Origin of the sequence: Moellerella wisconsensis (assembly GCF_022592395.1) — a bacterium.
Taxonomy (GTDB): domain Bacteria; phylum Pseudomonadota; class Gammaproteobacteria; order Enterobacterales; family Enterobacteriaceae; genus Moellerella; species Moellerella wisconsensis.
Genome location: NZ_CP093242.1, coordinates 355,134 through 369,165, shown reverse-complemented (window position 1 = coordinate 369,165; position 14,032 = coordinate 355,134). Strand labels below are relative to the sequence as shown.

Below are 14,032 nucleotides of genomic sequence, written 5' to 3'. Positions count from 1 at the left end.
GAGATTGATTGTGTTATTTTTAGTCAAATACAGATTATCAATAATTTATGATTATTTTAATTTAGCAAAAAAATTAATGACATTTAATTAGCCATAATAAAATTCAAGACAATGCCTTCAGGCAAAACGGGCAGCTCGACGATAGACACACTATATATCTTCATATAAAATATAATTATAAATAAACGTAGATCAATCTGTGAATAATTCTACCATTTTATTGATAATTACCCCCAGATAAAATGAAGATATAATCTACATTTCTGCTTAATTTAATAAAAAGGGTTGATTCTCTTTTTTGATCTGATGGCATATTAGCGAACAAAAATAACCCGCTAAGGTTATTTGGGCAAATGGAATTATCATCGTGACTAAAGTATTCTTACGCAATGGTAAATTAGAGAACTATCTCCCCATGGGAGAAAATGGCCAAGCCGTTTATGTTTCCGCATTACAACTTCGAGAAACACTCCGTTTAAGAAATAAAACCAATATTGCTAATTGCCTCGGCATCCCTCAACCCAATGAAACTGGCGACCGAATTGACTGGTATTCACCGATTGATGGACAAGTGATCCCCTGGTCTGCGGCGACGGAACAAGAACAACAAAAGGCTTACCATATCCTAAAACAAAATCAAGATGAGCTACAAAAATTCAGTCAGGATATGCAGCAGCGCCCCCATACCGAGCAACAATTATTTGGCGCTTTACTGGGCAAAACAATCCAATTCCCCGATAAAGAACATATATTTATTGTCAACGGTCAACCGGTGATCACTTTTTGGGGCTTTGTTAACGCTAATAATCAAGCGCGCCCCGACCCAGTCAGCTGTTTAAAACCCCCGGTGATTGCGCCTGCCGTATCGACGACGCCTACCATACCCACCCCGCTTTCTGAACATGAACCCAAATTCGCACCCCAACCGCGGACGGTTAAACGCCGCAGCCGATGGTTCTATTTATGGTGGCTATTCCCTCTACTTTTGCTGTTACTGGCTTTTTTCTTGCTAAGAAGTTGCTTACCGAGTGCGTCATTACCCACAGTAACTGCACCGGCATTACCTCAAATATCCCGACCGTCTGTCGAGCTTAATCCGATAGATCTCCCAAGAATATCCACCGAAAATAACGTGGCTATTCCAACCCCTCAAATTAATACCATCGGTGTGCCCTTGCCGGAAAATATTTCACATTCGGATAATAATACCGTGATCAGCGTCCCAACAGAGACTGCGGCTAGTGATCATCCCGCAGTGCCAGACGCTATACGGCCTACCGAAGCTCTCGACCCTGCGCATAACCCCATTCCACCGGTAGATGTGCCAAACACGCCAAAAAGTATCCCAGAAAACACCCCGCTAGCGGCCAATAATTCGCCAATATTGCCCCCCGATGAACCAAATGTATCCAACGGCTCAACGCATTCCCTTCAAGAGACCGTACCTTTAACCATCCCAGCGGATGCGTTGGCCACTAACTCCACGAAATTTCTTAATGGACAATGGCATGCAGGTGCCGGGATTCAAGATAAAAATACCGGCAAGCCACTAAGCTTAAATTATCAAATAAAAGACGGTCAAGGCGAAGTGGTAATGACCCGAGGTGATGGCGTCACCTGCAAATCGCCTGTCAGTGCAGGGCTTAATCGCGGCGCATTGAACATCAATAATCAAAGCCAAGCACAGTGCAGCGACGGCTCTCGTTACCTAATGCCAAACGTTGTTTGCCAACCTGGGGCAAAAAGTATCGCTGATTGCCAAGGTCATTATGAAAATAATCAAACATTTCCTATGTCGATAAAGCGGGAGAATAATTAATCCTATGTTGGCTCCAATAACAGATTATAAAGATAAAATTACGCTGATCCGTGATAGTAATATTCAATTTTTAGATTTTGGATTTGCACTAAACGGGCGTAAAGAGTTCGGGGAATTTATCTGTAAGGGTGAGAATGGGCCATTAATGCGCCTCATTTATAACGAACGCGATAACAATTACCTGTATCCCGCGCCAGAAAACAGCAAAGCGGTTGAATGTGACTCAGAATTGAGCTTCTCTTTAGAACAATCGCTAAAATTACTCAACAATGTTTGGCTCCCGGTACCTTTCTTTCGTTTTGTGCCTAAACGGACATTTTCAGACGGCCCGACCAACTGGGTACGAGTCATGTTCCACCAGCTCGACACCCCCGACGATGAGGGCAATACCCACCGAGTTGTCATGGCGTTTGACACCAAGATCGCTCCAGATCGAGATAACACCGCCTATTTAGCCCCTTGTGAAGACGATATTCGCTCCGGCGTGAGCTTCGCTTTAGCTCATAAAAGCCATGAAGTCGCTGATTTTCTTGAACTTCCTTGGATAGACCATTGGTTAAAGGAAGTGTTTTCCGAGCAAGCTATTGCGGTGCAAAAGCTTTATCACGACCAATTAGAAGATGCATTAGCTGAGTTTCAACATCAAGCACATTACCTCAACTTATTGAATATTTTGGGTGATAAACTTGAGATCCCTGAAATTAAAATCAATGCCGTCAAATTACAAGAACCCGCAATTAATGTTGATTTAATTTTAGACGTCGGTAACTCTCGCACCTGTGGCATCTTAATTGAAGATCATGAAAATGATAATAAAGGGCTAACCCAACTATATGAGCTTTCATTACGTGATTTAAGCCTTCCTTATCAAGTATATAGCGAACCGTTCCAAAGCCGTATTGAGTTCGCTCAAGCAGAATTTGGCAAACAAGATTTCTCCATTAAAAGTGGCCGTAATGATGCGTTCATGTGGCCGACTATCGGCCGTGTTGGACCAGAAGCTAATCGCATGGCAGCTCAACGCTTAGGCACCGAGGGCTCTACTGGAATTTCAAGCCCTAAACGCTACTTATGGGATGACACCAGCTATTCCCCAGGCTGGCGTTTTAGCCGAGCATTTGGCCAAACTGACCGAGAACCTCTTGCAACAGCGGCGCCAATGACCTATTTGCTCAACGACCAAGGTGAACCGCTATTTCGCCTTAGCCAAGATTATAGAATGCCGGTGTTTTCCCCCAATTACAGCCGCAGCTCATTGATGACCATGATGCTAACCGAAGTATTAGCGCAAGCATTAATGCAAATAAACAGCCCAGCGCAGCGCTTAAAAATGAGCCATGCCAGTGCACCTCGTCAGCTACGCAACATTATATTGACCATACCACCAGCGATGCCGAAACCAGAGCGTGCCATCTTTGAAACCTGCATGGAGAACGCACTCGGGTTAATTTGGAAAGCTATGGGATGGGATCCTATCGACGGCGAACTGAAATTTGACGGTAAAGATACCCAATGTAAATTCCCGCTTCCCACCGTACATGTCAAATGGGATGAAGCCACCTGTGGGCAACTGGTATATATCTATAACGAAACCCAAAACAACTTCGGTGAACGTACCGAAGCTTTTTTTGCCAGCCAAATCCGTGAAGATAACCGCGCATTAACCGGCAGCAATGCATTAAAAATTGCCTCTATTGATATTGGCGGCGGTACCACAGATTTAGTGATCACCCGTTACACTCTGGATAACGGCACCGGCAGTAACGTTAAAATCATCCCGACACAGCTGTTTCGCGAAGGTTTTAAAATTGCTGGCGACGATATCTTATTAGACATTATCCAAATTTGTATTATTCCGGCGCTACGAGTTGCTCTAATTGATACCGGTGTCACCGATCCTGATGCCTTGATGTCATCACTATTAGGCAGCGAAGGGCTGGATGCCGGACAGCAAGTATTACGCCAACAGCTCACCCTGCAAATTTTTAGCCCATTAGGTTTACATATTTTGGGCCAATATGAAGAATATGACCCGCTCAAAAATAATGCCGGGATCAGCGCCACCTTCGGCGAATTACTGCCCGATCCGCCAACAGAAAAAGTCCTCAGTTATGTAAACGATGCGGTCAACAAAGAGCTCGGCGGTGGTCACGCATTCTCGATTTTAAATGTCCCGCTAGAAATTAACTTTGCACAATTACACCGAGAGTTTATCTCGGGTGAACATATGAATATTACCCAAAGTATCAAAGCATTATGCGAAGTACTTTACTACTATTCCTGTGATGTTTTATTGCTAACTGGTCGTCCTTCTCGCTTACCAGGCATTCAAGCGCTGTTCGAAATGTTACAGCCCGTTCCCCCATCGAGAATTCTGCCCCTGCACGGTTACAAAACCGGTGGCTGGTATCCATTTAACAAAAAAGGCCGCATTGACGACCCTAAATCGACCGCTGCGGTTGGGGCCATGCTGTGTTTATTGGCAGAAAACTCGCGCTTGCTGAATTTCTATTTCACCACGGGCAGTTTTAGGCCGTATTCAACAGTACGTTATCTTGGCATGCTTGATAGCAATAATACCATTACCGATGAGAACGTTTATTACCGCGATATTGACCTCGATAAAGAAGATTTTGAGTTAGATGATAAGGTTCAATTTGACGTCCGCGGTGGGATACGCCTAGGTTTTCGTCAATTAAATAATGCTCGTTGGCCAGCATCCCCCCTCTATACCTTAAGAGTCAAAGGCAAAAACTTAGCCCGCAAACTCAGTGTTGAGAACGGAGTGATCCATCTCAAACTGACAATGGAACGCGGCAATGTACGCCATGATGCAACCCAAGGCAGCCCTGAACGCTTCGCGATTGCAGAATCGTCGATGAGTGATGGCTCAAGCATTAAAAAGAATGAACTCAGCTTCAAACTCAACACATTAGGCGACAGTGGCATCGGTGAAACACACTATTGGTTAGACAGCGGGAGTGTATTAGGAAAATGACTATAATGGATGAAAAACAACTGGTTACACGCTGGAATGCTATATTTGATGGCGCAGCAGAGGCCATCACATGGGTAAACTCCGTCCGAGGCAACGCCCCGCGCTTAAATACCGAAGCAGATAACTTAATTTACAAATTACGCCGCAGCCGCAATATGGCTAAAAATCTGATTACAGCTACGCAAAAGCCCATGACTGTCGGATTTTTCGGCTTATCCCAAGCTGGAAAATCCTACTTAATTTCTTCATTGGCAGCCGGCAATAATGGCCGTTTAACGACTGAAATGTCCGGCCAAACTCTGGATTTTATTCGTCACATTAACCCACCTGGCAGCGGTAAAGAAGCCACCGGGCTAGTTACACGGTTTACTCGCCACAGCACCAAAGGTAATCAAGATTACCCGGTTGAATTGCAACTATTTAGTGAAATTGAAATTGCTAAAATATTAACAAACGCCTATCTTTATGATTTTAATCAAGAAAAATTTGATTATGAACTAAATGATGAGAAAATCACTCAGCTGATTAATTCGCTCGACAGACAAAAATCAGCGCAGCCCATCACAGGAGTGACCAGTGATGATGTGGTTTCTTTATGGGATTACTTGCTCCGCCATGCTGAAAATAGCCAGAAGAAATTAGCCGCAGTTTATTGGCCTAAAGCAATAGAAATAGCGCCTTTTCTGTCAATTACCCAACGCGCTAAACTATTTTCACCGCTGTGGGGAGAGATCCCAGAGCTCACAGACGCTTATTTACGTTTCAGTACAACCCTCGAAAAATTGGGCCACTCATCCATTGTTATAGCGCCATTATCGGTATTGGTCAAAGATGTCGACGGAATACTGGTACAAAATGACAGCATTATGAATGTCGATATGCTGGAGCGATTAAACCAAGATATCGACACTCTTGTGGCGGTCTGCCCAGTACAAGGAGAGCACGTTGATACACCCATCACCCTCTCGCTGGCTGAACTGACGGCACTGACTGTAGAGCTGATTATCCCACTAGCAGAAAAACCCCATAAAACGCTATTTGAATCCGTCGAGTTGCTGGATTTCCCCGGCTATCGTGGCCGATTAAGCGTCGAGTCCATGGCTGACGTTCGCCGCGCGGTGAATAGCGATAATGCTAATCCTCTCGCCCAGCTTATTCTGCGAGGCAAAGTAGCCTATCTGTTTGAACGCTATACCGATAACCATGAAATGAACGTACTAGTGGTGTGTACCGCTTCCACCAAACAATCGGATGTCAGAGAAGTCGGCGGCGTGCTCACCGAATGGATCCACCATACCCAAGGTAAAGATCCCGCCACCCGAGCAAAACGTCCATCCGGGTTAATTTGGGCGCTAACCATGTTTGATATGCGCATTCAAAATAGCTTAAGCTTTGATGAAGCGCTGCTCCGCCAATCCTGGGGCAAAGGCGGCATGATCAAAATGGCAATGCTTGAACGTTTTGGCCAATACTCATGGATGCAAGAGTGGCTCCCCAATCAACCGTTTAATAACACCTTCTTAGTGCGCAAACCGCGTATACAAACCCCTTTTATTCGTTTGCAAAATGATCAAGAAGTGGAATTGGATGAAGGGAATGCTTCACAACTTGGGTTAATGAAAAAAACCTTTACCGAAGATGAAACCGTTCAACGTTATATTCACGCGCCTGCCGATGCGTGGGACGCAATGCTGAATCTCAACGATGGCGGTATGGCTACATTATCCCAATACCTAGAAACCGTCACACTAAAAGAGCTCAAACTCGCCCGCATCGCAGAACAACTGGATGAACTCCAGCGGGATCTAGTCGCCAGTCGCTTAGAAAAATGGCATCAAGCCGGGGGAGATGAAGAACTCAACGCAAAACGCAAAAATGCAGAAACTATTCTGCGTTTTATGCAATCCAGGCCTTATCTGCAAGGTGCATTGCTCTCCCACTTGTTGCCCGCCCGCAAAGATCTACACGAGCTCTATATGCAAGATAAAAGCGCGAGCAACCCAAAGACCACCGAAACACATCTAGCCACCAAAAAATCGGCATCGGTATTTGATATGGGCAACAGTGGCTTTGATTTGTTCGGCGAGACAGCACCGCCATCGCAGGTTCCCGAGCCTGAACGTCCTCAAAGCCACGGCTATGAAATCGTCTACCCTCAAAAAGTTATCGCGCTGTGGATAAATCACCTTCGCAGCTTGCCCGACAATCAAGAATTGCTCGACTATTTAGGCATGGAGCAAGAGGTAATGGTGTTATTAGCTGATGAGCTGATCACCGCGGCATCACGCATGAATGTAGAACAACGCATGATTGATTCTTTAGCCAATACCGAACTGGTCGGTGTTCGCCGTGATGCCATGGTCGAGCGTCAAGTCTCACGAGTTTATAATGTGCTCGGTGATTTTATCACTTGGTTTAATTTTAAACCTGAAGAGGCTAAATGCCCTGAAAGTAAAATCAATCGAGGTCACAAAATCTTTGAACGCCCAAACCATAATTCAGTGACATGGGGAGACGATGACCGATTAGTTCAACTCCCAGCTACACCGGTCAATTATACCTATCTGTTTGTGTATGACTGGCTCATTGCGCTAGAAGCTATTATTAAAGATAACGCCGGCCACTCTGCGGGACGAGAAATCGACGCAGAGCAAAACGAACAGCTCGGAAAAATCATTCAATTGATGAAATCATCATCTGTGGAGTCTTAATACGTGTTTATTGCAGAACTTAAACCCGAGTCAACCGCCCGTCCGGGGTATGCGCTACTGACTATCCGTAACTGGGAAGGCGACACTGAATCTGTGTCGCTCAGTATCCAACGTAACCAAGATAACGGCTTCTTAAATGAGCAAGGTGAATGGGTAGGTAATGCCTTTCAGCACCAATTATCATTAGAAGAGAACGGCGATGATTGCCACATCCTGCTGGGCAAAAATTTTGTCGATGCTCTCATCGGCCATCAACAAATGTCCTACCGTTTAACGCTAAAAGACCAAGATGGTACCCAAGATATCGGCGCATTATCTATTCATTCCGGCGTTCTCAGTTCTTTGGCAGAAGGGCAAAGTGAAGCTCTAAAATCCAGTGCAGATCTCCAAACATCACACGCCGCAGCCCCCATTATCGCACCGGAGCCTGAAACGCCAGTGCTCCCTGAAGCCGTGATCGCTGAATCCGTGATCCCACACCCCGAGATAGAGGCGACTATCAGCGAAACACCTGCCTCCAGGAACAAATCCAAGGCAGGCATTATCACGCTGATCATCATCTTACTGCTGATCATTGCGGGAGCACTGGCTTGGTTCTTGTTATTTAAAGATAAACCAACAGACACCTCAGTAGAGTCAGCGCCGATGGCAGCTACTCCATCATTAAACACTGCCATTCCCGGAGCATGCAGCGTAGAAAAAATGCACAGCGGCAGCGCGGTTGACTTTGTGAAAACCTGTTTACTCAGCCAACCCAGTGGCGCAGAGATCATCACCGTTATTAACGCGGCAAAAGATAACCAACAATGCGATATTGCCCAACGCCTTTATGCCTATAAAGCGCAATCCGGTGATAACACTATCGCCATGCAATATGCCCGAGAATACGATCCTGAAACCGCGAATAAAGCGGGTTGTTTTGCTACTGATAAAGAAACCGCGATGTATTGGTATGAAACCGTCGCGAATAACGATCCGCAAAACAAAGAGGCTCGTGCGCGTTTAAACGCCTTGAAAAAATAGGAACAGATGATGAAATATGGCCATTGGTTTAGTCTCGCCCTGTGCGGTCTGCTGTTTTCTAGCCCCCTGATCGCGGCAGAAAAAAAACCGTTATTACAAGCCGGTAAACAGACACTTTATCAGCGCATTTTAACTTATCCGGGATGCGAATTAACCGATAAAGCCGGCGCTAAAGGCAAAGAGCAACCGGCATTTAGCCGCTATTATGTCTATCAACGACAAAAACAAGGTGCCGATGAATGGTTACAAGTCGGTCCTGATAGCTTTGGTCATATTAGTGGTTGGATGAATGCCAATTGCACCGCAGAGTGGAAAATGCAATTAACACTAGCGTTTTCAAACCCTGCCGGACGCAACCCTATGCTGTTCTTCAAACAAAAAGAAGGCATTGAAGCTATCCTAGAAGATGACAATCCAGCCAAACAATACGCTCCGTTATTGGCCGATGTCACCAACCACAAAATAAACCCCAATGTGCTCGCCCGCGAGCCAGAATTAATGATAGATCAGAAAAAGAATTTCTATTTATTACCGGTCCTTGAATCCGACAGTATCTTTACTGATGCCGGCTACAAAGTCCGTATATTAAATATTGCCTCCGTTTCTGAAGAGAGCCGATCTACCCCTGCCGGTCAACAAACCTCTAAAACCGCAACGACCGCCCAAAATGAAGAGCCTAAAACAAACCAAGATCAAGATAATATGATGCAGGAATTCTCTGCTGCCGTCGTCTTTGTTATCGACTCGACTATCTCAATGGATCCCTACATTGATCGAACCAAAGAGGCTATTGAAAAAGTCTATTCTCAAATAGAAAAAGATCACCTATTGGATAAAGTCAAATTTGGTTTAGTCGCCTTTCGCTCCAATATCACCGCCGTCCCAGCCTTAGAATACGACAGCAAAATGTTCGTTAATCCGAATGACGTCAAAGATGGCAAAGACTTTTTAAATAAAGTCAAAGAATTACGCCAAGCTAAGGTCTCCAGTAGTCGATTTGACGAAGATGCCTACGCCGGTGTTATGCAAGCCCTTGATGATGTCGATTGGACCAAATTCGGTGCTCGCTACATTGTACTCATTACCGATGCAGGTGCATTAACCGCCGACGATCCACTCTCATCAACCAAACTGGATGCCGAACAACTGCGCCAAGAAGCCGCATACCGCGGGGTTGCCATTTATGCATTGCATTTAAAAACCCCTTCCGGCAAAAAAAATCATGCGACGGCACAAGCACAATATCAAGAACTGACCCTGAACCCGTTTTTACACAAACCGCTATATTACCCCATCAACTCAGGCGACCTAAACAGCTTTGGTCAAATGGTCGATAGCTTAGCCACCGCGATTACCACCCAGATCCAAACTGCTTATCGTGGTGAAAACACTGCCGGTAGCGCATTAGGTGCCAATGCAGACTATGGCAAACAGCCACCCGCAAAAAACCAACCCAATGATGCACTCTTGAACGATGCCCATGATTTAGGTTATGCCATGCGACTGGCTTATCTCGGTGAAAAACAAGGCACACAAGCCCCTCCGGTGTTTAAAGCCTGGATCAGCGACCGTGATCTGGTGAAACAAAATGTCCCCACCACCGAAGTTCAAGTATTACTGACAAAAAGTGAATTAAGCGACTTAAGCGATGTCATGAAAAAAATTGTCATTGCCGCGAATGAAGGCATGATCTCACCGGATGATATGTTTGCTAATTTACGCTCCATTGCCGCCACCATGGGTAATGACCCCAACCAGATAAAACAAAAAAACGCCACTAAATTAGGCGAAATGGGATTGCTCGGCGAATACATTGAAAGCCTACCATATTTAAGTGAAGTCCTCAGCCTAGATGAAGAAACATGGAAAAGCTGGGATGGTATCGGACAAGAGAAATTTATTCGTCGGCTCAATACCAAACTCCAATATTACCAACGCTATAATGAAGATGTCGACCGGTGGATCTCCCTCGCCCCCGATAGCGATCCGCGTGATCACGTCTACCCTGTACCTTTGGAAAATCTGCCGTAAATGCTAAACATACAAGAGATGGGGATTGTACGCGGCAACGCACAATCTGGCTTTCGAGTCACACTGCCCGAGCTTACACTCAACGCCGGTGAAATTGCCGCCCTCACCGGCATTAGTGGCTGCGGTAAAAGCACACTCCTTGAGATGATAGGTCTTATTTTAAAACCCGATCACCTGCGGTATTTTTCACTCGGCGCCGAACCACAAAATATCACCCAAACCGTTCTGAACAACAACCAAGCCTATCTGGCAAGCATCCGCGCCAAAAAACTCGGTTTTGTCCTACAAAATGGAGGGTTGCTGCCTTTTCTAACCGTGTGGCAAAATATTCAATTACCCCGTCAAATATTGCACCTCTGCGCGCAATCAACATGGCTAGATACCGCCATCAAGCGATTAAATATTCAACCATTATTACACCAATACCCACACCAATTATCTATCGGTGAACGACAACGCGTCGCCTTTATTCGCGCAATTGCCCATGAACCAGACCTATTATTAGCCGATGAACCCACTGCAGCCCTTGACCCATATAATGCCAACCAACTGTTTAGCCTGATTGTCGATATTGTCAAACAAGGCAAAATGGCGGCACTGATCGTGAGCCACGATTGGTCTCGGGTCGAACAATTTCAACTAATGCGCTATCACGCCCAAATACAGGGAGCAGAAAGTGTTTTTATCCGCGGCTAACCCCTCCCGTTTACGCTTGCTGATCAGCCTCGCTTTACGTGACCTTATCCATGATCGTAAAGTAGCACTGTGCATTATTTTTTCACTCGTCTCAGTGATTGCCCCCTTGCTGTTACTCTTTGGTTTAAAAAGTGGGATCGTACTGCAACTCAACCAACGCTTATTAAATGATCCTCGCAATCTTGAGATCAGGATGATCGGCAACGGTAACTATCCTAGCTCATGGTTTGATGCCCTAGAAAAACACCCCGGCGTAGCTTTTACCATCCCCTTAACCCGCAGCCTAAACACCCAAGCCGATTTAGTGGCGGATGGGCAGCATTTTGTCTCAAATGCCGAAGTGATCCCCACCGCCAAAGGCGATCCATTGCTCAACGGCGTTACTGTCCCCGACACCCCACAAAACCTGGTGTTATCCGCCAGCGCCGCAGCCAAACTTAATGTCACTATCGGGGATAAAATACGCCTATTTGTCAGTCGTAAATTAGATGGTAATAACCAACGCGCCAAACAGACACTCACCGTGGTTGGTATTATCAAAGACGATAAATTTTCGCGGCCTGCCGCCTTTGTACCTTTATCACTTTTGATAGCCATGGAAGATTACCGCGACGGCTACCGAGCGCCTGAATTAAATGTTTATGATGGTACGGCACCAACCCCACGCAGCCATTTTGCCAAAGCCCGACTTTATGCTGACAACATCGATGCAATACCCGCATTAGATGATTGGTTTCGCAGCCAACATGTTGAAGTGATGACACAAAAAAGCCAAATAGAATCAGTAAAAGCTATTAGCTATGTGTTAAATGTAATTTTCTCTGTGATTGCTTGGGTCTCTCTGCTCGGCTGTGCCGCCTCATTAATTGGTGCTTTTTTAGCGAATATCGACCGCAAACGCAAAGATATGGCTATCTTACGACTGCTCGGTTTTCGCCAACATGCCGTCTCTCTCTATATCATTTTACAAGCGCTGCTGCTCACCAGCGTCGCGTTTCTTTTGGCGTTCTCACTCTACATGATGGGCAGCGCACTATTTAATTGGCTGCTGGGTGAGCACCTCCCCGAGCAAGGTTTTATTGCCCATTTAACCCCATTGGACATCTTAATTGCTTTTATCTGCGCCCTATTTATCGCCCTGATTGTCGCGGGTATTGGCGCAATAAGAGCGATGTCTATCCAACCTGCGGAGAGTTTACGTGAAATCTAACCTGCCCCTTTTGACGTTATCATTTAGCGTTATTCTCAGTTCGATACCAGCTTATGCCCAATGGGACGATAAATTTGTCAACCCTAAAGCACAAAAAGATGACCTGATACTCCCTTTCCCTTGCGACGGATCCATGGTGTTTCGCCAAGTCTCTATCCCGCTCAATAAACCCCTCCAAGATTACGCCATCACTTTAGGCCAAGAAGGCGATGAATGGGGGTTTTTAGAACAAACACGCTCTGAGCATATTGCCGGCAGTTTTAAAATCACAGGCAAAGATAAAGGCCGATACTATTTAATCGCCAAATATCCGGTTACCGAACTGCAATATAGCGCCTTACAAAATGCGCTCTCAGGCCAAGAATGCCCTAAACCCAGCAATAAATTACGCCGCCCTCAAGTTAACGTCAGCTGGGCTGACGCCATGCAGTTCGCCGACCAATATAACCAATGGCTACGCAAGACCCATCCCGAAGCATTACCTGCCGAAGATGGTGCCAAAGGCTTTTTACGCCTCCCCACAGAAACCGAATGGGAGTTTGCCGCCCGCGGTGGCCTAGCGGTATCCACTGCTGAATTTCGTGACATGCGTTTCCCTATGCCTGAAGGGATAAATCAATACGTCTGGTACGCCGGAGCACAGTCCTCCAATGGCGATCTTCAACTCACCGGTTTATTAAATCCTAATCCGCTTGGCCTACACGACATGCTTGGAAATGTCTCTGAAATGATGTTTGAACCCTTCCGCTTAAATAAACTCGACCGCCAACACGGCCAAGCCGGGGGCTACATTGTGCGCGGGGGCAATTATTTAACCACAGAAGCAGATATCCGCAGCTCATGGCGCCAAGAAGAACCCTACTACACCAATACCGGTCCAAATAAAAACAAATTTACCGGCTTTCGCTTAGTCATGGTAGCCCCGGCGCTGACCTCAAGAGAACGAATTAAAGAAATAGGTAAAGAATGGCAACAACTCGGCACCCAAAATACCCAGCTCCAAACCGCCGACAGCTCTATCAACAATATCAATAACATCTCATCCAAAGTACAAGATGAAACGCTCAAAAAACAACTTTCAGAACTCAAAAATGAGTTAAGAGCTAACGCCCAATTACGCGATGAACAACGCGACCAAGCCATCCGCACCTCCTTACAACTTGGTGCCTTCTTATGCACCAAATTAAAAGATGACGGTGAATTCTATGACCGACTCAACGGCCTATATGACAAAAACTGTGGAAACGAACAACAAGACTCAACATGTCAAAGAAGAAAAGAACAGCTCGACGAACATAAAAAAACCTTAGATTTTATCGTCAGCTACTACGCCGATACGTTAGTGGACATGGGTACAACTTATGATCAAACCCAAGTAAATCACCAAGTCACTGTGGTCCGCCAACTTATGGAAACAAGAGGAAAATCTAACCTAAATACGTATCTGTCAACATATACGCAGAACTTACAAGGGTATTGGAAAAATGGCAAAGTTTCACGAAATGAATGGCTCAAATCGTGCAAACAAATTTCAAATAAATAAC

Annotated in this window: 8 protein-coding genes; all 8 read left to right on the top strand. The window is 45.5% G+C overall.

The window, feature by feature from the left end:
• Positions 1 to 367: 367 nt before the first annotated feature.
• From MNY66_RS01500 to MNY66_RS01465, 8 genes are read left to right on the top strand one after another with little or no spacing between them, the layout of a single operon-like run.
• Positions 368 to 1,819, top strand: a complete 1,452-nt coding sequence (locus tag MNY66_RS01500; RefSeq protein ID WP_241501298.1) for an SrfA family protein — start codon at positions 368 to 370, stop codon at positions 1,817 to 1,819.
• Between the two features lie 4 nt (positions 1,820 to 1,823).
• The gene (locus MNY66_RS01495; protein WP_241501297.1) at positions 1,824 to 4,817 is read left to right on the top strand and encodes a virulence factor SrfB; all 2,994 of its coding nucleotides are present in this window, start codon (positions 1,824 to 1,826) and stop codon (positions 4,815 to 4,817) included.
• A 5-nt stretch (positions 4,818 to 4,822) separates the two neighbouring features.
• The gene (locus MNY66_RS01490) at positions 4,823 to 7,528 is read left to right on the top strand and encodes a putative virulence factor (RefSeq protein WP_241501296.1); all 2,706 of its coding nucleotides are present in this window, start codon (positions 4,823 to 4,825) and stop codon (positions 7,526 to 7,528) included.
• A 3-nt stretch (positions 7,529 to 7,531) separates the two neighbouring features.
• Positions 7,532 to 8,551, top strand: a complete 1,020-nt coding sequence (locus MNY66_RS01485) for a hypothetical protein (protein WP_241501295.1) — start codon at positions 7,532 to 7,534, stop codon at positions 8,549 to 8,551.
• Between the two features lie 9 nt (positions 8,552 to 8,560).
• On the top strand, positions 8,561 to 10,582 hold the full coding sequence (locus MNY66_RS01480) for a vWA domain-containing protein (protein WP_241501294.1): 2,022 nt from the start codon (positions 8,561 to 8,563) through the stop codon (positions 10,580 to 10,582).
• Positions 10,583 to 11,278, top strand: coding sequence for an ABC transporter ATP-binding protein (locus MNY66_RS01475; RefSeq protein ID WP_241501293.1), 696 nt, complete (start codon positions 10,583 to 10,585; stop codon positions 11,276 to 11,278). It begins immediately after the preceding gene.
• Positions 11,259 to 12,488 carry an ABC transporter permease gene (locus tag MNY66_RS01470; RefSeq protein ID WP_241501292.1) on the top strand — a complete coding sequence of 410 codons (1,230 nt, stop codon included), beginning with the start codon at positions 11,259 to 11,261 and terminating at the stop codon, positions 12,486 to 12,488. Before MNY66_RS01475 ends, MNY66_RS01470 begins: the two co-directional genes overlap by 20 nt.
• On the top strand, positions 12,478 to 14,031 hold the full coding sequence (locus MNY66_RS01465) for a formylglycine-generating enzyme family protein (RefSeq protein WP_241501291.1): 1,554 nt from the start codon (positions 12,478 to 12,480) through the stop codon (positions 14,029 to 14,031). Before MNY66_RS01470 ends, MNY66_RS01465 begins: the two co-directional genes overlap by 11 nt.
• Position 14,032 lies beyond the last annotated feature (1 nt).